The sequence below is a fragment of the Lachnoclostridium sp. An196 genome, from assembly GCF_002160135.1.
Classification (GTDB): domain Bacteria; phylum Bacillota; class Clostridia; order Lachnospirales; family Lachnospiraceae; genus Hominiventricola; species Hominiventricola avistercoris.
Genome location: NZ_NFJZ01000010.1, coordinates 105,420 through 131,997, shown reverse-complemented (window position 1 = coordinate 131,997; position 26,578 = coordinate 105,420). Strand labels below are relative to the sequence as shown.

The following is a 26,578-nucleotide window of genomic DNA, read 5'->3' as shown; positions in this document are numbered from 1 at the left end:
TGCGCGATGGTATAATTCGCGTTCCGCGCTCATTATACCATGTCTGCTTTGCAGACATGATGCCTCCGGCGGATGCGCCCGGCTTTCTGCGGCGAGCGCAGAAACCGGCATGCGCGATGGTATAATTCGCGTTCCGCGCTCATTATACCATAAACTGCGTTGAAATGCAGATGAGTTTTATATATAATGAAAGATAACAGTTCAGGACTTCCTGGGCAGTTACAATGAAAAAACAGTTCAGTTTCAAAGCTGAAGACAGGAGAGCGGTATGATACTGATTCGGAATGGGAGAGTGTTGGATCCGGTAAGCGGGATTGATCAGGTGCTGGATGTTCTGATAGATGAAGATAAAATTGTGAAAGTCGGAGCAGGTCTGGACGCAGAAGGGGCTCGGGTGCTGGATGCGGACGGCCTTACCGTCGCGCCGGGGCTGATGGATGCGCATGTGCATTTCCGGGATCCGGGCTTAACATATAAAGAAGATATATGGACAGGAGCGAAAGCGGCGGCCAGAGGAGGCTTTACCAGGGTGGTCTGTATGGCGAACACAAAGCCGCCCGTGGATCAGACGGAGACGCTGAAATATGTATTGGAGAAGGGGAAAGCGACAGGGATTCATGTGATGCAGGCGGCTTGTGTGAGCCGCGGGCTTAAGGGGCGGGAACTCACAGACATGGAAGCGCTGGCGGCCGCCGGGGCAGCAGGCTTTACGGACGATGGGATCCCGCTGACCGATGAAGCGCTGCTGACGCAGGCGCTGGAAAAGGCAAAAGAGCTGAATCTGCCGATCAGCCTGCACGAAGAGGACCCGCTTTTCGTCTCCGCGCCCGGCGTCCACCAGGGCAAGGTGTCGGAGAAGCTGGGGTATGGAGGCGCGTCCCGGACCGCGGAAGATGTGATGGTGGCGAGAGACTGCATTCTGGCGCTCCATACGGGCGCGTCCGTGTGCATTCAGCATATCAGTTCGGCCAATTCTGTGGAACTTGTACGCACGGCAAAAAAGCTCGGGGCAGATGTTCACGCAGAAGCGACGCCCCATCATTTCACTTTGACAGATGAAGCAGTCCTGAAATACGGTACCATGGCAAGGATGAATCCCCCGCTTCGGGAAGAGAAAGACCGGCGGGCGATCATCGCCGGCCTGCAGGACGGCACGATCGATATGATCGTGACCGACCATGCTCCGCACAGTTCGGAGGAAAAGGCAGGATCCATGGAGAAAGCGCCCAGCGGAATCATCGGGCTGGAGACCTCTCTGGGGCTTGGCATAAAATCTCTGGTAGAGCCGGGATATCTTACGCTGATGGAACTTATGGCGCTTATGAGTAAAAATCCGGCGGAATTTTACCGCCTGGATCCGGTCAGCATTCGTCCGGGGGCGCCGGCAGATCTGGTTGTATTTGGGGAAAAAGAATTATGGACGGCGGATCATTTTGTATCGAAAGCGTCCAATTCGCCATTTTCAGGATGGGAACTGCCCGGAAGGGTACATTTTACCATTTGCAGGGGAAAGATCGTTTACGAGGACAGATAAGAGGGAGCGCCCTGAAAAAGGGCGCAAAAAAATGGAGATAGCGAGACTCGAACTCGTGACCTATGCGTTGCGAACGCATCGCTCTCCCAACTGAGCTATATCCCCATGCAGGCTTTATTATAGCACTGGAGAGAGACGCTTTCAAGTATGAATCTGAAAAAAGGAGAATATTATGGGACTGGGAGATCTTTATCCGGACCGTATGACGGATTCTGTCTATGGTCTGGATTGGGAGAAGCTGGCAGGACGCTACAGGGGGGTGATTTTCGATATCGATAATACGCTGGTTCCTCACGGAGCGCCCGCGGATGAAAAAGCGATAAGGCTTTTTGACCGGATACACGGTCTGGGCCTTCGCACCATGCTGGTATCAAATAATGGAGAAGAAAGGGTGAAGCCCTTTGCGGACCAGGTGAGGTCCGGTTATGTGTATGACGCCGGAAAACCGGGGACCCGGGGATATCTGGAAGCTATGAAGAAGATGGGAATTTCGGCGGAGGAGACCCTGTTTGTCGGGGATCAGATATTTACGGATATCTGGGGAGCAAACCGTGCCGGGATGGATACAATATTAACGAAACCTGTGGATCGGTCCACGGACGAGATTCAGATTGTGGTTAAGCGTTTCCTGGAAAAACCTTTTCGGAAGGAGCGCAGAAAGAGAGGCAGAGCATGAAGAGGAGAAAATTGACAGTCTGGATGCTGCTTGTAACTATGTGCGGTGCGTTTGCTCTGGGGGGATGTTCCGGACGTACAGGGAATGAGGAGGAAGAGACGGCGCCCGCAGTTGAACAGGAAGAAGATGCGGAACCGGCAGTCGGCGCCGGGGATGAGCAATCCCCCGGACAGGAGGAAAGCGAAGCACAAGAGACGGCGCCGCAGGTGACGTTTGCCAGAGAAGAAAAAGACTGGTACGATGAGGAAAGCGGGAAATGGGCCCTGCATCTGGAATATGATACAGCAGAAGTGCAGGGAGAAGGCTTCGAGACAGTTGCCGAGAGCGTAAGTCAGTGGTCCGATCAGCGGAAAGAGGAGCTGCTGACCTATGGAGAAGGACTGTATCCGACCGCCAGTGAGGAAGCGGCGTTGAGTGAAAGCGCTTCCGCAGATTCTTATTACTACAGCATATTCGAAGAATTGGAAGTAATGCGTGCAGACAGCCGGGTGATCAGTCTGCGGGAACTGAACAGTGATTACACCGGAGGCGCGCACGGCAATTACGGATATACGGGTATTGTGTTTGACTCGCAGACGGGAGCTTTGCTGTCCCTGGATGATATTTTGAAGGATGAGGAAGGATTTCAGCAGGAGGCTGCGGGGTATATCGCAGAAGAACTGAAAGTCCGGTATGGAGAAGGACTGTTTCCTGAGTATGAGAGTACGGTAGAAGATATGTGGGAATCCGGCCCGGTCTGGTATCTGGACGGAGCAGGCATTACGTTTGTGTTCAATCCGTATGAGGTGGGGCCTTATGCCATGGGAGCGGCGGAAGTGACGCTTCCCTACGATGTATTCGGAGAGTATATGGAGGATGCTTACGCAGGGATAAACGGAGCCGGGGCGGCGGCTCTTCCGGAGAATACAGATGTTTATCTGACGTTAGCTTCGGAGGACAGTGTGCAGCAGCGGCTGAATATTCGTACAGAGACCGACGAAGAATACGGTGAGACTCAGATTACGCTGGAACTGGGAGATTCCAGTGTGGTGGCGGGAACTTTTGGACGGATGGGGAGTGCGTATCTGCTGAACCTGACAGATGGCCGAAGCTTTGTGCTTTTTGATGCAGACTATGCGTCGGACGACTATGTTACTTTCTTATATGAGATAACAGGAGGAGTGATTAAGGAAGGAAACCGGCTGGAAGGAATCAGTCTGTCGGATGGGGCGATCAATACGGAACTTTTGACTCTGCGTATGAGCCTGAATGTGTTCGGCACTTATTACGGGATGATGGATTATAAGATCGACGAAAATGGAATGCTGGCACAGCAGTCCGATATCTTCCGGATTATGGGAAACGATTCAGACGCGTACCTTTTGACGGTTATTCAGGATCTTCCGGTGACGATAGATGGCCGGGAGACCATACTGCCAGCCGGCAGCCGGATCCGGATCACCGGGACGGATAACCAGGGACTGGCGTATTTTCGCGTGGATGAGAGCGGGGAAGAAGGAAGTATCTTATATGAACGCGGAAATGGAGCGGATGATACCTGGACTTTGTATGTGAACGGAAGACCGGAAACGGATTACTTTGAGATGCTTCCCTATGCAGGATAACAGATTCGGAGATATTATATGAAAAAAATTTTAAATGGACTGGCGATTTTTTTGCTCTGTCTGGGTCTGGGTCTGGGAGCAGTTTGCGTGTCATCAGTTTTAGCGCCGCAGTCAGAAAGTCTGGAGCCGATCCGGACGGTGGAGGAGCCGGGAAAAGAGCAGTCCGATATCGAAGAAGAGCCGCCTGTGGAAGAAGATCCAGAAGAAGAGGGGCATACTGCAGAAAAATCTGCGGAAGAGCCGTCTGCGGACAGTCTGGCTTACAGCCTGCTGGATGAAGAAACAAAGACGGTATACGCGCAGATGCTTGATACACTGGAAAACCATGCGGAGGAAACGGATCTGCCGACTACGGACGAGGAGGTGCTTTCGCGCGCTTTTGAAGCGCTGACCAGCGACCATGGAGAAATATTCTGGGTCAGCGGATATCAGTATGTAAAAGAAAGCCTGGGAGGTCAGACGGTCAGGATCCGTTTTTTGCCGTCTTATACTATGACGCAGGATGAAAGAGAGGATTATCAGGCGCAGGTGGACCGTGCTCTGTCTCCTTTTTTATATGGAACGGGAGAGGATGACTCCGACTATGAAAAAGTAAAAACGATATATGAAAATCTTTCCTTGAACGTGAAATATAATCCGGACGCGGTGGAAAACCAGAATATTCTGAGCGTGTTTCTGGGAGGGCAGTCTGTGTGCAACGGGATTGCCGCCGCGGCGCAGTATTTGCTGTCCCGTCTGGATGTGCCCTGCATGATTGTATATGGAGACGCGGGAGGAGAGAGCCATGCCTGGAACCTGGTCATGATTGAGGGCGATCCATATCTGATGGACGCTACCTGGGGAAACAACGTAGCGGCCGCCCTGGGAGCATGCTCATACGAATATCTGAATCTTACGAACGCAGATCTGGCGGCAACCCATACCACGGATATGGATCTGGAACTTCCGGTATGCGTGAAGACGGAATTTAATTATTATGTACAGGAGGGATTGTTCTTCGAGGCGTTTGAAGAGGATGCGGCGGGAGCGGCGCTCAGACGCTGCAGTGAAGAAGGGGGACGCCAGCTGGGGCTTCGGTTTGGAAGTTCGGAGGCTTACGGACAGGCGAGACAGGCTCTGGTGGCAGACAGCCGTATTGCCGAATACTGTCCGGATATTACAAGCTTCCGGTATATGGAAAATGAAAATCTGCATGTATTGACGCTGAGCTGGTAAACAGCTCAGCGTCAGATATTTTCCCGTATTTTGATAGATAATTCCACAAAATTCTGTTCCTGCTCCGGAAGGATGCCGGAAGTCAGATATTCAAAAAGGATATCCAGGGAACGGGATCCCTGCCGTACCGGCTGCTGGCTGATAGTGGCAGAGATTATCCCATCCTTCAGCATTTCCAAAGTAGTAGGAACTTCGTCGAAGGTAATGACTTTGGGATGGCATCCGGACTCCCGGATGGCGCGGCAGCCTCCGTAGACACCTGCCGCTGCAAAAAAGACCGCGTCCAGATGCGGATATTCTTCCAGCAGCTGTCTGGTAAGGGTATAGCTTTCGAATTCGTCGTCATGGTTTTCCAGGATCCTGGCGATCCGGATCCGGGGATAAGTCTGTTCCAGCACATGCCTGAGACCCCGGATTCTTTCTGTATGGCAGAGAACATTGGAGGAACCGGTGATAATTCCCAGGTCCACAGTTCCTGAAGTCATGAGGGCAAAAAGTCCTGCGGCCGTGCATCCCCCCTGGAAATAGTCGCTTCCCACATAGGCAAGCCTGCGGGAACCGTCGATATCGGTATTGACGGTGACTACAGGTATCTGAAGTTCTACCAGCTCGTCTATTTTTTCCTGAATGCGCATATGGTTATAAGGAGCCAGCATCAGCCCGTGGATCCCTTCGCCTAACAATTCGTCTACGGCAGCCAGCTGGGCTTCCATATCGAATTCCACCCTCCGGGTTAATGTGGTGATGCCGTAATCCTGGAGCTCGGATGCTTTAATGCGGACGCCTTCCATCACTTCATCAAAAAAAGGATTGTTTTCACTGAAAAGGATGACTCCGATTTTATATTTTTTTTTCTGAGCGGCCAGCGTGATTCCTGCCCGATTGGGCCGGTAATCCATGGCGCGCACAATGTCCATGATCTTTTCGGCTGTCTTGGGACTGACAGCGCCCCGGTTATTGAGCACCCGGTCCACGGTGCCCCTGGACACGCCGGCAAGATCCGCGATTTCTTTGATGGTAGTCATAGAGAACCCTTTCTTTTTCTTCTACTGTAAACATACATGAAATTGGAGAAACTGTCAATGCGGTCGGAGCGTGCACGTGCACTCTCATAAAAAAATAAAAACAAAAAAATCATATAATGTGCACAGAAAAAAGGGAGATAGAGTCCTGTTTCGAACTGAAAATTATACACGATTCACAAAAATTTAAGATTGAATAGAAAAAACGTGTCATTCTGTTGAAAAAAGAATGCAAAAGGGGTAATATAAACATATAACGTGCACGTGCACGCAAACTGTGGAGAAAGTATGAATAAAGGAGGAGGATAAATCAATGCTGTATATTGGCGTGGATCTGGGCACTTCCGCTGTGAAGCTGCTTCTGATGGAAGGAAACGGAACGATCAAAAAGATTGTGTCCAGAGAGTATCCGATCTATTTCCCGCATCCGGGATGGTCGGAGCAGAATCCGGAGGACTGGTTTAATCAGACCATGGACGGACTGAAAGAACTTCTGGCAGACTGTGACAGGAGCCAGGTGGCGGGCATCAGTTTCGGAGGACAGATGCATGGACTTGTGATCCTGGACAAAGATGACAAGGTGATCCGTCCGGCTCTGCTCTGGAACGACGGACGTACCTATGAAGAGTGCGATTATCTGAACAATGTGATCGGAAAGGATAAACTTTCGGAATACACGGCGAATATTTCCTTTACAGGTTTTACGGCGCCGAAAATTCTCTGGGTAAAGAATAAAGAGCCGGAGAATTTCGCCCGGATTGAAAAAATCATGCTTCCGAAGGATTACATTGCGTACCGGCTGTCCGGCGTGCACTGCACCGATGTGTCCGATGCGTCCGGCATGCTGATCTTCGATGTGAAGAACCGCCGCTGGTCGAAGGAGATGCTCGAGATCTGCGGAATCCGTGAAGAGCAGCTGGCGAAGGTCTATGAATCTTATGAAGCAGTCGGGAACGTGCTTCCGGAGATCGCGGCAGAGCTGGATATTCCGCAGACAGTCAAAGTCGTGGCGGGAGCAGGAGACAACGCGGCTGCTGCAGTAGGAACCGGTACGGTCGGCGACGGCATGTGCAATATTTCTCTGGGAACCAGCGGAACGATCTTCATCTCCTCTGAAAAATTCGGGGTGGATAAAAATAACGCGCTGCATGCCTTTGCTCACGCGGACGGACATTATCACCTGATGGGATGCATGCTGAGCGCGGCTTCCTGCAATAAATGGTGGATGGACGAGATTATAGGCACGGCGGATTACGCGGGAGAACAGGCGAAGATCACCAGGCTGGGTGAGAATCATGTGTATTTCCTGCCGTACCTGATGGGCGAGCGTTCCCCGCATAATAATCCCAATGCACGTGGAACTTTCATCGGCATGACCATGGATACTTCCAGGGCAGATATGACGCAGGCTGTGCTGGAAGGAGTGGCGTTCGCTCTCAGAGATTCTTTTGAGGTGGCGAAATCCCTTGGCATTCATATTGAGCGGACAAAGATCTGCGGCGGCGGTGCCAAGAGCCCGCTTTGGAAGAAGATCATCGCCAATGTGATGAATATCAAAGTGGATGTGATCGAAAGCGAAGAAGGCCCCGCACTTGGAGGGGCGATGCTGGCGGCGGTGGCATGCGGTGAATATGCGACCGTAGAGGAAGCAGCCGCGAAGCTGGTCAAGGTGATCGATACCGTGGATCCGGATCCGGAACTGGCCGCAAAGTATGAGGAGCGTTATCAGCAGTTTAAAGAGATCTATCCGGCGTGTAAGCCGTTGTTTGAAATCATCAAATAAAACAGGAGGAAGGAATCATGAAGATTCAGAAAGTGACAGACGCCGCATTCCGGAAATACGGCAAAGTCGTACAGAACGTGGACTTTTCCGGGCTTGTGGAAGCATTGAAATCCACCCCGCTTCCGGACGATGTGGTTTATGAGCCGTCGATACCGGAACTGGAAGCGCTTCCGGTGTATGCGGAGCTTCAGAAAAAGGGCTACGGAGAGCTGCCGATCCAGATCGGGTACTGCAATGGCAAGAACTATAAGCTGAACGCGCTGGAATACCACCGTTCGTCTGAAATTGACGTGGCCGGTGAAGACGCAGTGCTGCTGGTAGGGGCTCAGCAGGATATTACGGAAGATTTTACTTATGATACTTCTCTGGTAGAAGCTTTTTATCTGCCGAAAGGGACTGCGGTGGAACTTTACGCAACAACGCTTCATTATGCGCCCTGCTGCGTCCATGAGAGCGGTTTCCGCGTAGCGATCGTACTGCCCAGAGATACGAATCTGCCGCTGGAAGAAAAACATGAAGGATGGGAAGACGCGCTGATCACTGCAAAGAACAAGTGGCTGATCGGTCATGCGGAGGGCGGACTTCCGGAAGGATCCCATATCGGCCTGATAGGAAAAAATATCGATATCAAGGATTCATTGCAATAAATATATTCAGGAATCAGCGGGCCCATACCGGTTCCGCAAAACATAAAATCATAGGAGGATATCTATCATGATGAACATTCCAAAAGTAAAAATTGGTATCGTGGCAGTAAGCCGCGACTGTTTCCCGGAATCTCTGTCCGTGAACAGAAGAAAAGCGCTGGTGGACGCTTACCAGGCAAAATATGATGCGGCAGACATTTACGAATGTCCGGTCTGCATCGTGGAGAGCGAGATCCACATGGTACAGGCTCTGGAAGATATCAAAGCTGCAGGCTGTAATGCCCTGGTAGTATATCTTGGCAATTTCGGCCCGGAGATCTCGGAGACTCTGCTCGCGAAACATTTCGACGGACCGAAGATGTTTGTGGCGGCGGCAGAAGAGACGGGCAAAGATCTGGTACAGGGCCGCGGCGACGCTTACTGCGGTATGCTGAATGCAAGCTACAATCTGGCTCTCCGCAACATTCGCGCGTATATTCCGGAGTACCCGGTGGGAACCGCAGAAGAATGCGCAGATATGATCCATGAATTCCTTCCGATCGCGAGAGCTGTTATCGGACTTTCCGATCTGAAGATCATCAGCTTCGGTCCGAGACCGCTGAACTTCCTGGCATGCAACGCTCCGATCAAGCAGCTTTACAATCTGGGCGTGGAAATCGAAGAAAATTCCGAGCTGGATCTTTTTGAGGCATACAACAAACATGCGGGCGATCCCAGAATCCCAGATGTGGTAAAAGATATGGAAGCAGAGTTGGGCGAAGGCAACAAAAAGCCGGAGATCCTTTCCAAACTGGCACAGTATGAACTGACGCTGCTTGACTGGGTGGAAGATCACAAGGGATACCGCAAATATGTGGCTATCGCAGGAAAATGCTGGCCCGCATTCCAGACCCAGTTTGGTTTTGTGCCGTGCTATGTAAACAGCCGTCTGACCGGAAGAGGCATCCCGGTATCCTGCGAAGTGGATATCTACGGCGCACTGAGCGAGTTCATCGGAACCTGCGTCAGCGACGATATCGTAACCCTGCTGGATATCAACAATACTGTTCCGTATGATATTTACGATGAGGACATCAAGGGCAAATATGATTACAAGAGCAACGACGTGTTCATGGGCTTCCATTGCGGAAATACCAGCAGCAAGAAACTGTCCTTCTGCCAGATGAAGTATCAGCTGATCATGGCGAGAAGCCTTCCGGAAGAAGTGACTCAGGGAACTCTGGAAGGAGACATTGCACCGGGCGATATCACGTTCTTCCGTCTGCAGAGTACCGCGGACAACAAGCTGCGTGCGTATGTGGCAAACGGAGAGGTGCTTCCGGTAGCGACCCGTTCCTTCGGAGCCATCGGCATCTTCGCGATTCCGGAGATGAAGCGTTTCTACCGTCATGTGCTGATCGAAGGCAACTTCCCGCATCACGGAGCGGTTGCATTCGGACATTATGGCAAAGCGCTGTATGAAGTATTCAAATATATTGGCGTTGATGTAAAAGAGATTGGCTACAACCAGCCGGCAGGCGTACGCTATCCGACTGAGAATCCGTTCGCATAAGTTATCAGGCCGGTCCGGAAACCGGCCATAGGAGGAGACTGTCAAGAAATGGCGGATTCTGCCATTTCGAGACAGTCTTTTTGCAGGTATTTTTAGTGGAACTGGAGGGAAAGGAATGAAAAATAAAAAAAACGGGGCGTTTATTTTTCTGCCTTTCTTATTCCTGGCGGCGTTTCTGCTGCTCTACTGGTTTGGAAACCGGGTGGGAGGGGGAGAAGCAGGAGGTTATTCTACATATAACCGCCATTATGCCATGATCACAGGCAGCGGAGACGAAGACTTCTGGGCGGAGGTCTATGAGAGCGCTCTTGAGGAGGGGAAAAAACGCGGCGTATATGTGGAACGCTTCGGCGAGAATCTGGCCGTGGATTATGACCGCACAGAACTGCTGGATATGGCGATCCGAGCCTCTGTGGACGGAATCATCGTCACGGGAGATGACGAGGAAGAGACTGTGGAGCTGATCGATGAGGCGGTAGACGCGGGCATACCGGTGGTGACAATCTTAAGCGACTGTATTGAAAGCCGGAGACAGTGTTTTGTGGGTTCCAACAACTATAATATCGGTCAGGAGTATGGCAGGCAGATCCTTAAAATGCTTCCGGAAGGCGCCGGGCAGGTACTGGTTCTGCTGGATGAAAACCGGACGGACAGCAGTCAGAACCTGATTCTGCTGGCAATCCGCGAAACGCTGGAAGAGGCGCTCGGGAGTCTGGATGCGGTCACGGTGGACACTTACGCCATTGACGGCAGCAGAGATTTCAGCGCGGAGGAATCTATCCGGGACATATTCCTCGGCGAGGAGCTTCCGGACGTACTGGTGTGCCTGAATGCCGTACATACGCGCTGCGCATATTCTGCGGCTGTGGATTACAACAAAGTAGGCACGGTACAAATGATCGGATATTATGATTCGGATACGATTCTGGACGCGGTGTCGAAAAATATTATCCAGGCGACAGTTGCGCTGGATACGGCTCAGATGGGAGAACTGAGCGTAAAAGCATTGGATGAATATGTGGAAACAGGATATACCAACGGCTATATGGCGGTGGATATCCATGTGATTACTCCCGACGAAGCAGAGGAACTGATGGAGCAGCTATGAGAAACAGGATTCTGGAAAAATGGAAGACCATGTCGCTGCAGCAGAAGCTGACGACAATATTCGTGCTGGCCGGCGTGATGATTCTTGCGGTCAACCTTTATATGTCGGCGATCATTAACGGTATGACGGGGAGAGTGGACGAAGTCTATATGAGCAATGTACGCATGAACGAACTGTCCGCCGCGCTGGATCAGGTGCAGAGCAGCACAGAGGATTATCTGAATACCAAAAGCTCAGAGGCCATGGAGGAATATTACCGGAGCGAGCAGGAGTTCCGCAGGCAGATCGACGGGCTGAACACGCAGGTGACAGACGACGTGCTGCTCCTGACGGAGAAAAATATCCGCGGGCTGTCAGAAAACTACCTGTCTCTGGTGGACGATATCATTCAGGCAAAAAGAGGCAGAAATGTGGAACGGTACGGAAGCCTGTATGAAGTGGCCTGCGTCCTGTATGAAGAGATCCATACGTTTATCTACAGCCTGAATAATGAACAGTTTAAAAATAATTCGGAAACCTATCAGATCCTGATGAATTCGCTGCGCTATACGGAGATCGTGACGCTCGGGGTGCTGCTGGTGCTGATTCTGGGGAATATCAGCCTGATCGTGGTCAGTACCCGGATGGTGACCAAACCTCTGCACCGTCTGGCAGAATCGGCCGATGAAGTGGCCCGTGGGAATTTCAACATCGATAAGATTCCTGTGCAGAGCATGGACGAGGTAGGCGTTGTGACCGGAGCGTTCAACCAGATGGTGGAAAGTATCCGCAATTATATCGATCAGCTCACGGAGACCATGGAAAGAGAAAATCAGTTAAAAGAGCGGGAACTCATGATGCAGAGTCATTTAAAAGATGCTCAGCTGAAATATCTCCAGGCGCAGATCAATCCGCATTTTCTTTTTAATACGCTGAACGCGGGAGCGCAGCTGGCTATGATGGAAGATGCCGGAAGAACCGGAGAATTTCTGGAAAATGTGGCGGGATTTTTCCGGTACAATGTGCGCAAGCACGACCAGGACGCGTCGCTGGAGGAAGAAATTCACCTTGTGGATAATTATGTCTACATTTTGAACGTGCGGTTTGCCGGGGAGATTCATTTTACAAAGGATGTGGATGAAAGTCTGCTGGATGTGAGAGTTCCAAGCATGATTCTTCAGCCGCTGGTGGAGAATGCGGTTAATTATGGGATACGGGGACTCGATCGGGAAGGGAGAATCGAATTGTCTGTATATCAGAAAGACGGCCGGATCTGTATCTGCATCTGGGACAACGGCGCCGGAATGGATCAGGAGAGGATTTGTCAGGTGCTGGCCGGAGAGGCCGGAGGGGAAGATCTTTCATCCGATTCCAACGGTGTGGGAATCCGAAACGTGATGGAACGGCTGAAACTGTATTTCCATGGTGACGCGGAATTCTCCATTTGGAGCGAGGGAAAAGACAAAGGAACAGAAGTGCAGATATTGATACCGGAGGAATAGGAGGAGGAAAATGTATCGAGTAATGCTGGCCGACGACGAGGGGATCGTACTGGATTCTCTGAAGCTGATCATAGAAAAACATTTTCCGGGACAATGCCAGGTGGAGACGGCGAAGACAGGACGGGATGTGATCGAACTGGCGGAGCAGTTCCGGCCGGATATTGCCTTTATGGATATTCAGATGCCGGGAATCAACGGGATAGAGGCGATCCGGGAAATTCAGAAAAATAATCCGTCCATGGAATTTATTATTTTGTCTGCTTACGACCGGTTTGATTATGCCAGAGAGGCGATTAATCTGGGCGTGATGGAGTATATCAATAAACCGTTCAGCGCGTCTGCGATCGTGGAAGTACTGGAAAAAGCCATGAAACTGATCGAGTCAAAACGGAAGAAGCGCAGCGATGATCTCCTGATCAAGGAAAAGATGGAGACGGTGACGCCGATTATTGAGAACGGTTTTATCTATTCCATCATGTTTCAGGAAGCGTTTGAAGAGGATATTCAGAACTACAAAAACCTGCTGAGTCTGGACGCGGATTACGGCTGTATGCTGGCGCTGGTCATGGGAGATGACCAGCATGGAAATTACATGACCAACGCGGTAGGCGCCAGCGTAAGGATTCAGAAGAATTATGCTAAAGTGCGGGAGGCTCTGAAAGAGACATGGAACTGTGTGGTAGGGTCGGTGATCTCCAATAAAATCCCCGTTTTTATTCCCTGCGAAAATATGAAGATGGATTATGAAGAGCGCATCGAAATGATTGACGTCTGCCGGGAACTGGCGCGCAAACTGCGGAGAATTACGGATATTTCGTTCCGCGTAGGGATCGGATCGGTTCGTCGTCTGGCGGAGAGTATGGATTCCTATGAAGAAGCGCTGAAGGCTCTGGTAAATTCTACGGGAAGCGTGGCGCATGTGGATGACCTGCCCATCCAGTGCCGGTATGATGAAGAGTATCCCATCGATCTGGAGAACGATCTGTTCGCGAAGCTTCGCGACGGGGAGAGGGAGGAATGCGAAAGACTTGCGGGACAGTATTTTGACTGGATGATGGAAACTTACGATGAGCAGAATATGAGCGTCAAGCTTAAAACGCTGGAGTTTGTTCTGTGGGCGGAGCATCTGGCTTATATAAACGGAGGTCTGACCTACCATTTCCAGGAGAGAGAAAATTATCTGCCGCTGGTGATGAATGCGGAAAGAAACAGCGATCTGAGGGGCTGGTTTGTAAGTAAATTCGGGGATGCGTGCCGGAATATCCGTACGAAAAAAGAGGAACATGCGAACCAGCTGGTGGTTCGGGCAGAGGAGTATATACGGGATAATTATCACAGGGATCTTTCCCTTGACGAAGTATCCAGACAGCTGGATCTTAGCCCTTATTATTTCAGCAAACTTTTTAAGGAAGAAACGGGCAGCAACTTTGTAGAGTATGTAACGAATCTCCGAATCGGGCGGGCAAAAGAGATGCTCAGTCAGGAAGAGTGCAGCATGAAAGAGATCTGCGCTGAGGTGGGGTACAGCGACCCGAATTATTTCAGCCGGATTTTCAAGAAAAATACGGGGCTTACACCCACGGAATACCGGGAGGGAACGAGAGGGCAGAAACATGTGGAAGAAGTATAGGGTATCCGCAGCGCTGCTGTTGGTCTGTCTTCTGACCGGATGTGCCGGGGAGACGGCGGAAAGAGAAGAAATCCAGGAAGAGGAAGAAAGCGGGATAGAGATCGGAATGACCTTCGATTCGTTTATCATTGAGCGATGGCAAAGAGACAGGGATGTGTTTGTGTCCGCGGCACAGGAACTGGGAGCCGATGTGAACGTGCAGAATGCCAACGGAGATCTGGAAGAGCAGATCTCTCAGATTGAGTATTTTATTCAGAAAGGTGTAGACGCCATCGTAGTTGTGGCGATCGATTCCAATGGACTTTCCGACGCGGTGGCGGACGCGCACCGGGCGGGGATTCCGGTGGTGGCTTATGACCGGCTGATCTGCGACGCGGATGTGGACCTGTATATTTCTTTTGATAACGAAGAAGTGGGGCGCCTTATGGGCGAACATATGAAAGAACATCTGTCGGAGGGAGGGAATATTCTGCAGGTATGCGGTCCCCTTGCGGATAATAATGTTCCCCTGGTCATGGGCGGATTCGCGGAGGCGCTGGAAAACAGCGATATCACCATCGCCGGAACGGAGCATGCGGACGGATGGCTGGCCGAGACGGGGTTTGCCGTCACGGATGCTTATCTGAGCACGGGGGAAGTACCGGACGGAATCATGTGCGGCAATGACAGCATTGCCGGACAGGCGATCCGCGCGCTTTCTGAGCAGCGTCTGGCCGGAAGTGTCTGTGTTGTGGGACAGGACGCGGATCTGGATGCCTGCCAGCGGATCGTGGAAGGCACTCAGTGCATGACGGTATACAAACCGGTGGAGAAACTGGCGAGACGCGCGGCGGAACTGGCTGTGGGGCTGGCCAGGGGAGATGTGATCACGGCGACGGAGACGATGAACGACGGAAGCTATGATGTACCCTATGAACGACTGGATCCGGTCGCTGTAACTAAAGAAAATATGGACGAAGTCATCACGGGAAAATATCATGAAGAGAGCGATATCTATCTGAATGTCAGAGATCGTTAGAACTGGATTTTTTTGCACAGGACGGATTTGTAAAGAGCAAATTTGTCCTGTTTTTTATGGGAAGAATCCGGGAGGTGCTGTATAAAATGTACAGAAGAAAGCAAGTTTGTCCTGCGGAACTTGTGATATATTGTAAACATCAAATGAAGGGAGGAATTTCCAAAATGAAAAGAAAAGTACTTGGCGTTCTTTTGAGCGTCGCAATGGTAGCTACGATGGTAGCTGGCTGCGGCAGCTCTTCTGAGCCGGCTGCAACAGATGACGCAGCGGCTACGGAAGAAGCGGCTGACACAGAAGAAGCGGCTCCGGCAGAGGATGCGGCAGAAGAGGAGAGCGCGGATACGGCGGCAGCAGGCGGAAAGATCGGTATTTCCATGCCGACCCAGTCTCTGGAGCGCTGGAACCGTGACGGCGCATATCTTGACGAGCAGTTCCAGGCAGCAGGATATGAGACGGTGCTTACCTATTCTGACAATGATTCTGCAAGACAGGTAAACGACATCCAGAACATGCTGGCTGACGGCGTTGACCTTCTGATCGTAGCGGCTATTGACGGCGAGGCTCTGAATACCGCCATGGATGAAGCTGCAACCGCAGGCGTTCCGGTTATCGCTTATGACCGTCTGATTATGAACGACGCAGTTTCTTACTATGTATCTTTCGATAACTATACCGTAGGTACTCTGCAGGGACAGTTCATCGTAGACACTCTGGATCTGGAAAATGCCGGTGATACGGTTTATAACATGGAGATCACCGCAGGCGATCCGGCCGACAACAACGCAGGTTATTTCTATCAGGGCGCAATCGATGTGCTGCAGCCGTATATTGACGCAGGTACTCTGAACGTAGTATCCGGCCAGACTGATTTCGATACGGTTGCGACGGCTCAGTGGAGCACCGATACCGCTCTTGAAAGAGCACAGAACATTCTGTCTTCCTACTATGCAGACGGAACTCAGCTGGATGTATGGCTTTGCTCCAACGACTCCACCGCTCTTGGCGTAGCACAGGCGATCACCTCTGACTATGCAGGATCCAACAGCGTACTTATCACCGGTCAGGACGGAGACGAAGCGAACCTGAAGAATATCGTAGACGGCATCCAGACTATGACCGTTTACAAGAACGTGAGCAACGAGTCCGTTGTTACCCTCGGACTGGCTCAGGCGATCCTGAACGGCGATACCATCGACGAGTCTCTGATCCCGTCCTTCGGCATTGAGTGCTCTTATGACACTGAGTCCTACGAGACCTCCGAAGGAAATCCGTGCCCGTCCTTCCTGCTGGTGCCGAATGTAATTACGGCTGACAATCTGCAGGATCTGGTAGACACAGGTCTGTATACCATGGGTGAAGACGGATATCTGTCCGCAGTACAGTAATAATAAAGAGATAATTGAAAATGACCTTGGAAAGGGCGGGGCGTCTGTCCCGCCTTTCTTAGGTCAAAGGTTTGGTTGCAGGATATGAGGGAAAGGAGGAAGAATTTTTGGCTGATATTATTTTGGAAATGAAATCTATCACCAAAGAGTTCCCTGGAGTGAAAGCGCTGGATAATGTGAACCTGGTCGTGGAGAGGGGAGAGATCCACGCGCTGATCGGAGAAAATGGCGCGGGAAAGTCTACTCTGATGAACGTGCTGTCCGGTACCTATCCGGCGGGCAGTTATACCGGGGAGATCTATTACAACGGAGAGCTTTGCCAGTTTAAAACGCTGAAAGACAGCGAGGCAAAGGGGATCGTGATTATTCACCAGGAGCTGGCGCTGATCCCGCTTCTTACCATCGGTGAGAATATGTTCCTGGGAAATGAGAAGAAAAACAAATTTGGTCATATCGACTGGGATCTGACCAACAATGAAGCGGAAAAACATATGAGCCAGGTGGGACTGCATGAATCCGCCCAGACTCTGATTAAAGATATTGGTACCGGAAAACAGCAGCTGGTTGAGATTGCAAAAGCTTTCTCCAAGAATGTAAAGCTGTTGATCCTGGATGAGCCTACTTCTTCTTTGAACGATGAAGACGCGAAGATGCTTCTGGATCTTCTGATAGAGTTTAAGAAGAACGGGCTGACTTCTATTATTATCACTCATAAGCTGAACGAGATTATCTACTGCGCGGATAAGGCGACGATCATCCGTGACGGATCCACCATTGAAACACTGGTCAAAGGCGTGGACGAGTTCAGCGAGGACCGCATCATCAAAGGCATGGTGGGACGGCCTATGGACGACCGTTATCCGTCCCGTGTACATAATGTACGGCCGGAGATCGGTCTGGAGGTGAAGCACTGGACGGTGCACCATCCTCTTTACCATGAGAAAATTGTTGACAACGACATTTCTTTCAATGTACATAAAGGCGAAGTGGTCGGATTTTCCGGACTGCAGGGCGCCGGCCGTACGGAGCTTGCCATGTCGATTTTCGGCAAAAGTTACGGCACGAACATCAGCGGAGAACTGTATCTGGACGGTAAGAAAGTGGATCTGAAGACTCCGGAACAGGCGATTCAGCATAAGCTGGCGTATGTGACGGAGGACCGGAAGACGAACGGACTGATTCTGGGCGAGACCATTCGTTTCAATACGACGCTGGCGCGTCTGGACAAAGTCTGCGATAAGGGTATCGTGGATGAGACCGCGGAGAAGAAAGCGGCGGAAGACATGACCGAGGCCATGGGTACCAAGACTCCGTCCATCGAACAGAAAGTGGGAAATCTTTCCGGCGGAAACCAGCAGAAGGCTTTGCTGGGCAAATGGATGTTTACGGAACCGGATGTCCTGATCCTGGACGAGCCGACCCGTGGTATTGATGTGGGCGCCAAGTACGATATCTACTGCCTGATCAACAAGATGGTGGATGAGGGCAAATCGGTTATCATGATTTCCTCGGAAATGCCGGAACTGATCGGTATGTGCGACCGTATCTATGTTATGAATGAAGGCGAGCTGAAGGGAGAACTGGATGCGAAAGAGGCGACTCAGGAGCGGATCATGAGCTTCATCATCAGCGCCGACAAATAATTGAAAGGAGTATCAAAATAATGGCAAATAAGAAAGAAACTCAGAGCGGCGCTCAGTTCAATCTGGGAGCTTTCCTGACCAAGAACAGTATGGTCATCGCTCTTGTTGTCGTATTTATTTTATTCTATTTCCTGACAGACGGACGTCTGCTGTATGCGCAGAACATGTCCAACCTGCTGCTTCAGAACGGCTACGTGCTGGTTATGGCCTGCGGTATGCTGCTCTGTATCCTGACCGGCGGCAACATCGACCTTTCCGTTGGTTCCGTGATCTGCATGGTAGGCGGTATCGCGGCGGTTCTGATTACAAACTACAATTTTAACGTATATCTGACGATTCTGCTCTGCCTGGCTATTGGCATCGCAGCAGGCGTATGGCAGGGGTACTGGATCGGTTATGTGCGGATCCCTCCGTTTATCACGACCCTGGGCGGCATGTTTATTTTCCGCGGATTTGGACGTCTGGTGCTGGACAGCAAGACTGTGGCAGTACAGAATGAAGCATTCCTGAATATCTTCACTGCTTATATCAAGATCCCGGGACTGGATACTGACGAACGTATCCTCTCTCCGCTGGTAGTGGGAGCAATCATCGTAGTTCTGATTTTCTACAGCACGATTTCTTCCCGCGCAAAGAAAGCGAAAAAGGGATACCGCCAGAACAGCGCATTCTCTGATTTCGGACGCAGCGCCATCATTTCTGTGGTATTGATGATTTACTGCTGGATGCTTTGCCAGTACAGAGGAATCTCTGTCATGCTGGTATGGGTGGTGGCAATCTGTCTGATCTACCACTTCATCACCTCCAAGACTGCGTTCGGACGTTATTTCTACGCAGTGGGCGGCAATGAGAAAGCGACACAGCTGTCCGGTATCAATACGAACAAGGTGTATTTCCTTGCGTACACGAACATGGGCTTCCTGGCAGGCCTCTGCGGACTGCTCTGTCTGGCACGTGTCGGTTCTGTAAACGGACAGACCGGTAACTCTTTCGAGATGGACGCCATCGGCTCCTGCTTCATCGGCGGCGCATCCGCATACGGCGGAAGCGGTACGATTCCGGGAGTTATCATCGGTGCGCTTCTGCTGGGCGTAATCAACATGGGTATGTCCATCATGGGTATCGGCGACTCCTGGCAGTACGTGGTCAAGGGCGGCGTGCTTCTCGTAGCCGTTATCTTCGACGTGGTATCCAATCGTAAGAGCGGACACTGATTCTTGCACGACCAGTGTCTGTGCATCCGGTCAGGCGAGTCTGCCCGCCGGCACAGACACTGTTAGGGACTTTCGTCCTGAATTGTAAACAATGTGTGAATCTTTTAGCGGGGCGCATACAAATGCGCCCCGTTGTGATATACTTTAGCTGTTAACATGCAAATGAAGAGGGGGATTTTTATGGTTTGCAGAACGATGGTCCTGAATAACAAGACCGGGCTGCATATGCGTCCGGCCGGACTTCTGGTTGGAGAAGCGAACAGGTGCCGTTCCCATATTATGATGATCCATGGAGAGCATAAGATGAACTGCAAGAGCCTGATGAGTCTTCTGGCGTTTCCGGTTCCTCCCGGCGATGAGGTAACGATCGAGTGTGAAGGAGAGGACGAGGAACAGGATCTGGAACGGATCACGGATTTTATCGCGCATTTGGAGTAGGACTGCGGAGCTGCGGTTTGGCTGACGGGAAAGCCGGCCGGATCAGGCAGCTCTATTTCCTGCTTGACAGAACCGCGAAATGTAGGATATTCTGTATTTGTCTGAAGAAATAAGTCAAACGCCATGGTTCTATGGCAAGATTTCCAGTTATGTGTAAAACAGAAAAGCGCTGCAGTCTGGATACAGGAGGAAAATCATGTATCTGAAAGAAGATGCAGGAATGATGGAAAGAATATTTTGTTTGTCTGACTTTGCGCTGACGCGGATGATTAATCGTATGTTTGGAAAAGAATACAAGCCTGAGACAGAGGTGGTGCGGAACTGGGACAGCGAAGAACCTCTCTGCGTCCGTTTGACGGTCGGATGCGCGGATCGGTATGAGTATCGTCTGATCCATGAATACGGTTGTTTCCAGGTGCGTGCGTCGGAACAGGCCGGGCGGCATTATGAAGCGGAAATACCTGTTTATTCGACAGACCGGGTGAAGGATCCTGGTTTTTCTTACTGCGGAAAAAATATAGAGGAGCGGGAGACTGAGATCCGGGAGTATTCCGGAAAAGAATGTGTCCGTTTGTCGGTGCGCACCATTACATTGGCGGGCTGTTCGGCGGAAAAACTCCGGGAGATGGGGCTGGTTCTGTTTCTGCCGTTTTTGTTTTATGAGTTTCTGAAAAAAGGGTGGGGAAAAAAGGAAAAACAGGACGCGTTGAAATATCTGATGATTTACGACGTTCCTGAAGCGCTGCGCACCGGTATTGCGGAGATGGAACTGACCATGTATGATGCCCAGAAGCTGAAACAGTTGTGCAGAAAGATGGCATGGCATTTGCTGGTGCTGGAAGACTGGGTGGATAGTCTGGAGATGCAGAATCTGATTATGGAATCTCTGGATACGGATCTGGAGATCCTGGAACAAGAATATCAGGAGGTTCTGCGGCAGATTCCGAAGGGAAACAGTTGCCAGTGCCAGCAATGTGGAAGTTCTGGAGGTTAATTACGATGTGGGAGATTATGTGAATGCAGGCGATGTGATCGTTGTGCTGGATTCTTCCAGTCTGGAAGACAGCCTGGAACAGGCGCAGAACAGCCAGGCGCTGAGCTTGAGACTTATGAGACAGCGTCGGAAAACCTGGAGACCGCGCAGACAAACAATGACCGGAATATCGATGACGCGGCAGACCAGCTGGAACAGGCCCAGGTGCAGCATGAGTATTCCAATGACAGCAGCCAGCAGACCATTGAGATCTGCCAGGAACAGATCGAAAGCTGTACGGTGACGGCGCCGATCTCCGGCGTGATTACCGCCATGAACGTAGAGGTGGGCGATACGTATATGGGAGAGAACAGCGCGCTGTTCAGCGTAGCGGATAATGAGAACTTCGTTGTGTCCGCAAACGTGGACGAATATGACATCAGCAGTATTTCCGAGGGCATGGAAGCGGCGGTCATTGTGGAGGTGCTGGGTGAAGATGAACTGCCGGCGACAGTATCCTTCGTTTCTCCGACAGTGACAACGTCCAGTATGGGCAGCTCCACTTACGCCATAGAGATCGCGCTGGACGATGTAAATACGGATCTCCGCATCGGGATGACTGCCCAGGCGAGTATCGTGCTGGAAGCGGCGTACGATGTGCTGACGGTGCCGTATGATTGCGTGGAGACTGATGAAGACGGCAATTCCTTGGTATACGTAGATCAGGACGGCGAGAGGACCGCGGTCAGCGTGGAAGTGGGCATGCAGGGCGACTACTATGTGGAGGTCTCCGGCGACGGCCTGGATGAAAACACGTTTGTTTATTACAATACGCCTCTGGTCAACAGTGAAGCGACAGACAGCGGAGATGATTCCGGCGCGGCCGTTACGTTTACAGGCGGCGGAGGCGGCGGAATGCCCGGTGGAGGCGGCCCGGGCGGCGGTTTCTAGGAGGCGGCCATGGAAGAAAGAAAAACGATTATTGACCTGAAAAAGATTGTTAAGAGATTTTATATCGGCTCCCCCAACGAACTGGAGATTCTGCATGGAATTGATCTTAAGGTAAAGGAAGGAGAGTTTGTCTCCATTGTCGGTTCGTCCGGATCCGGAAAGACTACAATGATGAATATTATCGGCGTGCTGGATCGCGCGACGGAAGGAGAATATATGCTGGACGGTGTGGATGTGGCACAGGCCAAAGACAAGGAACTGTCTCACATCCGAAACCAGAAAATCGGTTTTGTGTTTCAGACTTACAATCTGATCAGCCGGACCAGCGCCCTCAAAAATGTGGAACTGCCCATGCTTTATGCGGCTGTCGGAAAAAAAGAACGGACAGAACGGGCAAAAATGCTTTTGGAAATGGTGGGTATGGAGATCCGTATGGCGCACAATCTGGATGAATTGTCCGGAGGACAGAAGCAGCGCGTGGCGATCGCCCGCGCCATGGCAAATGATCCGTCCATCATTCTGGCCGACGAACCTACCGGCGCGCTGGATTCCAAAACCGGACGTATGATCATGGACATTTTTCAGAGACTGAACCGGGAACAGGGCAAGACGATCGTATTGATTACTCATTCTCAGGAACTGGCAGAAGAGACCGGGCGCATCGTGACGCTGAAAGACGGAGAAATTATCGGGGAAAGGAGGGGAAGCGGATGCTGTTCTTAGAAAATGTCCTTCTGGCTCTGAGCGGCCTTAGGGCCAACAAGATGCGGTCGCTGCTGACGATGCTGGGCATCATTATCGGTATCGCGTCGGTGATCGCCATCATGACACTGGGTGATTCCATCAGCAGTTCAGTGACGGACTCCATGTCTTCCATGGGAGCCAACAATATTACGGTAGGTCTGCAGCAGAAAAGCACTACGGAGGAAACTACGGAAAGCGGTATGACATTCTCCATGGGCCCCCGGGCAACTGAGATGTCGGACGACGATTACGTGACGGATGAGATGCTTCAGGATCTGGAAGAGCGTTACGCGGATTCAATTGACGGATTTTCGCTGACAGAGAGCGTTGGATCGGGAACTGCCCAGGACGGCAGCGCCTATGCGTATGTAAGCGCAACCGGACTGAATGCGGATGCGCTGGAGAATGAAGACCTGACGCTGCTTGCCGGCAGGACTCTGACTGACAGAGACCAGGAGGAAAGCAGGAAGGTTGTGCTGGTGTCGGATCTCCTGGTGGAGAATCTGCTGGGAACATCCAATATAGAGGCGGTAGGGCAGACAGTAAACGTATTGTTTGAAGAACGGTATTACGCGTATACCATCGTGGGCGTATATGAGTATGAAGAGTCCAGTCTGGGTTTTTCCTCCAGTTCTTCGGAGGACACGGAGACAACCATGTATATGCCGCTGCAGACGGCCAGAGATCAGAATCATAATACGTCCGGCTACAGTCAGTTCACGGTTCTGACGGCGGACGGCGTGAGCGCGTCGGAACTTGGAACAAGCATAGAGGAATACCTGAACAGCCGATATTACAGCAATAATGAGAGTTATGAGATCAGCACCATGACGATGGAATCAGTGGTGGAAAGCATGACAGAGATGCTGTCCACGATATCTCTGGCAATTGCGGCGATTGCCGGGATCTCGCTTCTGGTAGGCGGAATCGGTGTTATGAACATTATGCTGGTATCTATTATGGAAAGAACCAGGGAGATCGGTACCAGGAAGGCGCTGGGCGCGACAAACGGCTCGATCCGTCTGCAGTTCATCACGGAGGCGATCGTGCTCTGTCTGGTAGGAGGCGCCATTGGAATCGTGCTGGGAATCGCTATCGCGGCGGCAGGAACCAATATGCTGGGATACGCGGTCAGCCCGTCTGTTGCCGGGATTGTGCTGTCAGTCAGTTTTTCTGTGTTTATCGGTGTTTTCTTCGGTTACTATCCTGCAAATAAAGCAGCGAAACTCAACCCGATTGAAGCGCTCAGATATGAATAAAAAAGTTCCGTTTTTTGTGCAGAATGCGGGAAGTGGCGGTTGAAAATCCACAAGTCTTATGTTATCCTGTCAGTGGAGGATTTACCAATGAGACGGAAAAGAGTATGCATCATTCTGCTGGCGGTGCTGATGGCGTGGGAGACAATCTCGATGACTGCGGGGGCCACGATCAACAGCATTCAGTCCCAGAAAGCGGAGAACGAAAAACAGTTAAACAGTATCCAGTCCCAGATCAGCAGTCTGGAGAGTCAGAAAAGCTCTCTCAGCAGCGAGGTGAGCAGTCTGAACGATGAGCTGACGGATACATTGCTGAATATAGAAGTGCTGGAGAGCGATCTGGCCGACAAGGAAGTGCAGATCCAGGAGGCGCAGGCAGATTATGAGGAGGCCAAGGCTACCGAGGAAGAGCAGTACGAGTCCATGAAGCTGAGGATCCAGTACCTGTATGAAGCGGAGCAGGAAAGCTACATTGAGATGCTGCTCACATCAGACAGCGTGGCGGAGCTGATGAATAAAGTGGATTATGCGGAGGAACTGCAGGAGTATGACCGGCGTCTTCTGGAAGAATATAAGGCGGCCAAACAGGCGGTAATCGATCTGCAGAACCAGCTGGAACAGGAGAAAGCCGAACTTCTGGAAATGGAAGACCAGCTGGAAGAGGACAAAGCGAATCTGGAGACCATGATTGCCCAGAAGCGCAGCGAGATCGCGGACTTTGACAGCCAGCTGAGTTCGGCGCGCGCAAAGGCTCAGGAGTATCAGAAAAAGATTAAAGAGCAGAACGATCAGATCAAAAAGCTGCAGGCAGAGGCGAAGAAGGCGGCAGCGGCGGCCAATAAAGGCAGCGGCAGTTCTTCCGGCGGCGGTTCCTCGGGATCTTCTTCCGGGGGATCTTCCTCGGGGAGCAGTTCTTCCGGCAGCAGCTCTTCTTCCAGTTCCAGCGGAGGCGGCTCCGGATCATCCATCGCGTCCTACGCGCTGCAGTTTGTGGGCAACCCGTACGTATATGGGGGCACCAGCCTGACCAACGGCGCGGACTGCTCCGGGTTTACCATGGCGGTGCATTCCCATTTTGGGATTTCCCTGCCCCGTACTTCCGGCGCCCAGGCGGGAGGCGGAAGGGCGGTCAGCGACTCCGAGAAGATGCCGGGAGACGTGGTCTGCTACTACGGGCATGTGGGCATCTACATAGGCAATAACCAGATCGTGCACGCCAGCACGCCGTCCAGCGGCATCAAGGTGAGCAATATGTATTACCGCAGCATCCGGTGCATCCGCAGATACTGGTAAATGCAAGGAAATCCCGCGAAAAATATTGACAAATCAAAAGTCTGGATTTATCATGATATCCGATGTATTTTATACATCGGATATCTTATTATTTTTAAGAGGAGGACAACATTATGAAAAAGTTACTTTGTCTTGCACTGACAGCAGTCCTGGCTTTTTCTGCAGTTGCCTGCGGCAGTTCCGATTCTGCTGCAACGGACAGCACAACAGATGCGGCGGATGATGCAGCTGCGGCAGAGAGCGGAGACGCGGCCGCTGCTGAGGGCAGCACGCTGAAGATCGGCGGTATCGGGCCGACCACCGGAAGCGCTGCTATTTACGGAAACGCTGTTATGAACGCGGCTCAGATGGCTGTGGATGAGATTAATGCTGCCGGCGGCATCAATGGCATGCAGATTGAGTTCCAGTTTGAGGACGACGAGAACGATGCAGAGAGATCTATCAACGCATACAACACCCTGAAAGACTGGGGTATGCAGATGCTGATGGGTACCGTTACTTCTACGCCGTGTACTCAGGTCGCAGTTGAGGCTGAGGCAGATAATATGTTTATGCTGACTCCGTCCGGATCCGCAGTAGAGAGTATCGCTCCGGCAAACGCATTCCGCGTATGCTTCTCCGATCCGAACCAGGGTATGGCTTCCGCACAGTATATCGGCGAACATGATCTGGCTACGAAAGTGGCAGTGATCTATGACAGTTCCAGCGTATACTCCAGCGGTATTTATCAGACTTTCGCGGCAGAGGCTGCAAATCAGGGCATTGAGATTGTGGCCGAAGGAGCTTTCACTGCAGACAGCAACACGGACTTCTCCGTACAGCTGCAGCAGGCAAAGGAAGCAGGCGCAGAGCTGGTGTTCCTTCCGATTTACTACACAGAAGCTTCTATCATCCTGACCCAGGCAGACGGCATGGGTTATGATCCGATCTTCTTTGGATGCGACGGTCTGGATGGTATCCTTGGAGTGGAGAACTTCGATACTTCCCTGGCAGAAGGAGTTATGCTGCTGACTCCGTTCGCAGCAGACGCAGATGATGAAGCGACTCAGACTTTTGTTGCCGCTTATCAGGAACAGTTCGGCGATACTCCGAACCAGTTTGCAGCGGATGCATATGATGCGATCTACATTATCAAAGCTGCGGCTGAGCAGGCAGGCATCACCGCTGACATGAGCGTGTCTGATATGTGCGAGGCTATGAAAGTGGCCATGACCGAGATCACGGTAGACGGACTGACCGGCGCGGGCATTACCTGGTCTGCAGACGGCGAGCCGACCAAAGAGCCGAGAGCAGTACAGATCATGGACGGCGTTTACACCGCAATGTAATAGATACTGTATATAGAGGCAGTTCTTAGAACAGAGACGTTCCCTATACGGGGGACGTCTCTTTTTTTGAAAATCAAAACATG

The 26,578-nt window shown here is 51.4% G+C and carries 23 protein-coding genes and 1 tRNA gene; 22 read left to right on the top strand and 2 right to left on the bottom strand.

Going from position 1 to position 26,578, the window contains the following annotated elements:
- The first annotated feature begins 268 nt into the window (after positions 1-268).
- Entirely contained in the window at positions 269-1,534 is a 1,266-nt protein-coding gene (locus B5F29_RS12435) for a dihydroorotase (RefSeq protein ID WP_191393299.1), read from the top strand.
- Between the two features lie 32 nt (positions 1,535-1,566).
- On the opposite strand, the gene B5F29_RS12430 is transcribed toward B5F29_RS12435, so the two are convergent.
- Positions 1,567-1,639 (bottom strand) — tRNA-Ala (locus B5F29_RS12430).
- A 67-nt stretch (positions 1,640-1,706) separates the two neighbouring features.
- Between B5F29_RS12430 and B5F29_RS12425 the strand changes: the two genes are divergently transcribed.
- The 3 genes from B5F29_RS12425 to B5F29_RS12415 are packed head-to-tail and all read left to right on the top strand — an operon-like array spanning position 1,707 to position 5,029.
- Positions 1,707-2,210, top strand: a complete 504-nt coding sequence (locus B5F29_RS12425; RefSeq protein ID WP_206414214.1) for a YqeG family HAD IIIA-type phosphatase — start codon at positions 1,707-1,709, stop codon at positions 2,208-2,210.
- On the top strand, positions 2,207-3,814 hold the full coding sequence (locus B5F29_RS12420) for a DUF3298 and DUF4163 domain-containing protein (protein ID WP_087154944.1): 1,608 nt from the start codon (positions 2,207-2,209) through the stop codon (positions 3,812-3,814). Before B5F29_RS12425 ends, B5F29_RS12420 begins: the two co-directional genes overlap by 4 nt.
- An 18-nt stretch (positions 3,815-3,832) precedes the next feature.
- A complete protein-coding gene (locus B5F29_RS12415; RefSeq protein WP_087154943.1) occupies positions 3,833-5,029 on the top strand; it encodes a transglutaminase domain-containing protein in 1,197 nt (398 codons plus the stop codon).
- Positions 5,030-5,040: 11 nt separating this feature from the next.
- Here the strand turns inward: B5F29_RS12415 and B5F29_RS12410 are convergent, their stop codons facing one another.
- On the bottom strand, positions 5,041-6,054 hold the full coding sequence (locus B5F29_RS12410; RefSeq protein WP_087154942.1) for a LacI family DNA-binding transcriptional regulator: 1,014 nt from the start codon (positions 6,052-6,054) through the stop codon (positions 5,041-5,043).
- Between the two features lie 310 nt (positions 6,055-6,364).
- On the opposite strand from B5F29_RS12410, the gene xylB reads away from it, so the two are divergent.
- From xylB to B5F29_RS12320, 18 genes are all read left to right on the top strand, one after another.
- The gene (gene xylB / locus B5F29_RS12405) at positions 6,365-7,834 is read left to right on the top strand and encodes a xylulokinase (protein ID WP_087154941.1); all 1,470 of its coding nucleotides are present in this window, start codon (positions 6,365-6,367) and stop codon (positions 7,832-7,834) included.
- A 17-nt stretch (positions 7,835-7,851) separates the two neighbouring features.
- A complete protein-coding gene (locus tag B5F29_RS12400; protein WP_087154940.1) occupies positions 7,852-8,481 on the top strand; it encodes a DUF4867 family protein in 630 nt (209 codons plus the stop codon).
- A 67-nt stretch (positions 8,482-8,548) separates the two neighbouring features.
- Positions 8,549-10,033 carry an L-fucose/L-arabinose isomerase family protein gene (locus tag B5F29_RS12395; protein ID WP_087154939.1) on the top strand — a complete coding sequence of 495 codons (1,485 nt, stop codon included), beginning with the start codon at positions 8,549-8,551 and terminating at the stop codon, positions 10,031-10,033.
- Between the two features lie 115 nt (positions 10,034-10,148).
- Positions 10,149-11,141 carry a substrate-binding domain-containing protein gene (locus B5F29_RS12390; RefSeq protein WP_087154938.1) on the top strand — a complete coding sequence of 331 codons (993 nt, stop codon included), beginning with the start codon at positions 10,149-10,151 and terminating at the stop codon, positions 11,139-11,141.
- Positions 11,138-12,622, top strand: coding sequence for a sensor histidine kinase (locus B5F29_RS12385; protein ID WP_087154937.1), 1,485 nt, complete (start codon positions 11,138-11,140; stop codon positions 12,620-12,622). Before B5F29_RS12390 ends, B5F29_RS12385 begins: the two co-directional genes overlap by 4 nt.
- Before the next feature lie 10 nt (positions 12,623-12,632).
- Entirely contained in the window at positions 12,633-14,252 is a 1,620-nt protein-coding gene (locus B5F29_RS12380) for a helix-turn-helix domain-containing protein (protein ID WP_087154936.1), read from the top strand.
- On the top strand, positions 14,236-15,270 hold the full coding sequence (locus B5F29_RS12375; RefSeq protein ID WP_087154935.1) for a substrate-binding domain-containing protein: 1,035 nt from the start codon (positions 14,236-14,238) through the stop codon (positions 15,268-15,270). Before B5F29_RS12380 ends, B5F29_RS12375 begins: the two co-directional genes overlap by 17 nt.
- A gap of 164 nt (positions 15,271-15,434) precedes the next feature.
- Complete coding sequence (locus B5F29_RS12370) at positions 15,435-16,655, top strand: substrate-binding domain-containing protein (protein WP_087154934.1); 1,221 nt, start codon at positions 15,435-15,437, stop codon at positions 16,653-16,655.
- 107 nt (positions 16,656-16,762) lie between these two features.
- A complete protein-coding gene (locus B5F29_RS12365; protein WP_087154933.1) occupies positions 16,763-18,298 on the top strand; it encodes a sugar ABC transporter ATP-binding protein in 1,536 nt (511 codons plus the stop codon).
- Between the two features lie 20 nt (positions 18,299-18,318).
- Entirely contained in the window at positions 18,319-19,512 is a 1,194-nt protein-coding gene (locus tag B5F29_RS12360) for an ABC transporter permease subunit (protein WP_087154932.1), read from the top strand.
- A gap of 180 nt (positions 19,513-19,692) precedes the next feature.
- Complete coding sequence (locus B5F29_RS12355; RefSeq protein WP_162608426.1) at positions 19,693-19,950, top strand: HPr family phosphocarrier protein; 258 nt, start codon at positions 19,693-19,695, stop codon at positions 19,948-19,950.
- Between the two features lie 196 nt (positions 19,951-20,146).
- Positions 20,147-20,944 carry a hypothetical protein gene (locus B5F29_RS16475; protein WP_087154930.1) on the top strand — a complete coding sequence of 266 codons (798 nt, stop codon included), beginning with the start codon at positions 20,147-20,149 and terminating at the stop codon, positions 20,942-20,944.
- Positions 20,945-20,951: 7 nt separating this feature from the next.
- Positions 20,952-21,227, top strand: coding sequence for a biotin/lipoyl-binding protein (locus tag B5F29_RS16470; protein WP_162608425.1), 276 nt, complete (start codon positions 20,952-20,954; stop codon positions 21,225-21,227).
- Entirely contained in the window at positions 21,113-21,874 is a 762-nt protein-coding gene (locus tag B5F29_RS12340) for an efflux RND transporter periplasmic adaptor subunit (protein WP_242955661.1), read from the top strand. The genes B5F29_RS16470 and B5F29_RS12340 overlap by 115 nt, the downstream gene beginning before the upstream one ends.
- Before the next feature lie 9 nt (positions 21,875-21,883).
- Positions 21,884-22,597 carry an ABC transporter ATP-binding protein gene (locus tag B5F29_RS12335; protein WP_087154927.1) on the top strand — a complete coding sequence of 238 codons (714 nt, stop codon included), beginning with the start codon at positions 21,884-21,886 and terminating at the stop codon, positions 22,595-22,597.
- Complete coding sequence (locus B5F29_RS12330; RefSeq protein ID WP_087154926.1) at positions 22,585-23,877, top strand: ABC transporter permease; 1,293 nt, start codon at positions 22,585-22,587, stop codon at positions 23,875-23,877. The genes B5F29_RS12335 and B5F29_RS12330 overlap by 13 nt, the downstream gene beginning before the upstream one ends.
- A gap of 87 nt (positions 23,878-23,964) precedes the next feature.
- Entirely contained in the window at positions 23,965-25,167 is a 1,203-nt protein-coding gene (locus B5F29_RS12325) for a C40 family peptidase (protein ID WP_087154925.1), read from the top strand.
- Between the two features lie 113 nt (positions 25,168-25,280).
- Positions 25,281-26,495, top strand: a complete 1,215-nt coding sequence (locus B5F29_RS12320; RefSeq protein WP_087154924.1) for an ABC transporter substrate-binding protein — start codon at positions 25,281-25,283, stop codon at positions 26,493-26,495.
- Positions 26,496-26,578: the final 83 nt, after the last annotated feature.

What these genes read in the sequence shown, in the direction of transcription:
- B5F29_RS12395 (WP_087154939.1), top strand. Translation starts at nt 8,549, where the DNA reads ATGATGAACATTCCAAAAGTAAAAATTGGTATCGTGGCAGTAAGCCGC.
- B5F29_RS12325 (WP_087154925.1), top strand. Translation starts at nt 23,965, where the DNA reads ATGAGACGGAAAAGAGTATGCATCATTCTGCTGGCGGTGCTGATGGCG.
- B5F29_RS12330 (WP_087154926.1), top strand. Translation starts at nt 22,585, where the DNA reads ATGCTGTTCTTAGAAAATGTCCTTCTGGCTCTGAGCGGCCTTAGGGCC.
- B5F29_RS12360 (WP_087154932.1), top strand. Translation starts at nt 18,319, where the DNA reads ATGGCAAATAAGAAAGAAACTCAGAGCGGCGCTCAGTTCAATCTGGGA.
- B5F29_RS12410 (WP_087154942.1), bottom strand. Translation starts at nt 6,054, where the DNA reads ATGACTACCATCAAAGAAATCGCGGATCTTGCCGGCGTGTCCAGGGGC.
- B5F29_RS12335 (WP_087154927.1), top strand. Translation starts at nt 21,884, where the DNA reads ATGGAAGAAAGAAAAACGATTATTGACCTGAAAAAGATTGTTAAGAGA.
- B5F29_RS12390 (WP_087154938.1), top strand. Translation starts at nt 10,149, where the DNA reads ATGAAAAATAAAAAAAACGGGGCGTTTATTTTTCTGCCTTTCTTATTC.
- B5F29_RS12400 (WP_087154940.1), top strand. Translation starts at nt 7,852, where the DNA reads ATGAAGATTCAGAAAGTGACAGACGCCGCATTCCGGAAATACGGCAAA.
- B5F29_RS12435 (WP_191393299.1), top strand. Translation starts at nt 269, where the DNA reads ATGATACTGATTCGGAATGGGAGAGTGTTGGATCCGGTAAGCGGGATT.
- B5F29_RS12380 (WP_087154936.1), top strand. Translation starts at nt 12,633, where the DNA reads ATGTATCGAGTAATGCTGGCCGACGACGAGGGGATCGTACTGGATTCT.
- B5F29_RS12370 (WP_087154934.1), top strand. Translation starts at nt 15,435, where the DNA reads ATGAAAAGAAAAGTACTTGGCGTTCTTTTGAGCGTCGCAATGGTAGCT.
- B5F29_RS12385 (WP_087154937.1), top strand. Translation starts at nt 11,138, where the DNA reads ATGAGAAACAGGATTCTGGAAAAATGGAAGACCATGTCGCTGCAGCAG.
- xylB (WP_087154941.1), top strand. Translation starts at nt 6,365, where the DNA reads ATGCTGTATATTGGCGTGGATCTGGGCACTTCCGCTGTGAAGCTGCTT.
- B5F29_RS12355 (WP_162608426.1), top strand. Translation starts at nt 19,693, where the DNA reads ATGGTTTGCAGAACGATGGTCCTGAATAACAAGACCGGGCTGCATATG.
- B5F29_RS12415 (WP_087154943.1), top strand. Translation starts at nt 3,833, where the DNA reads ATGAAAAAAATTTTAAATGGACTGGCGATTTTTTTGCTCTGTCTGGGT.
- B5F29_RS16475 (WP_087154930.1), top strand. Translation starts at nt 20,147, where the DNA reads ATGTATCTGAAAGAAGATGCAGGAATGATGGAAAGAATATTTTGTTTG.
- B5F29_RS12375 (WP_087154935.1), top strand. Translation starts at nt 14,236, where the DNA reads ATGTGGAAGAAGTATAGGGTATCCGCAGCGCTGCTGTTGGTCTGTCTT.
- B5F29_RS12420 (WP_087154944.1), top strand. Translation starts at nt 2,207, where the DNA reads ATGAAGAGGAGAAAATTGACAGTCTGGATGCTGCTTGTAACTATGTGC.
- B5F29_RS12425 (WP_206414214.1), top strand. Translation starts at nt 1,707, where the DNA reads ATGGGACTGGGAGATCTTTATCCGGACCGTATGACGGATTCTGTCTAT.
- B5F29_RS12320 (WP_087154924.1), top strand. Translation starts at nt 25,281, where the DNA reads ATGAAAAAGTTACTTTGTCTTGCACTGACAGCAGTCCTGGCTTTTTCT.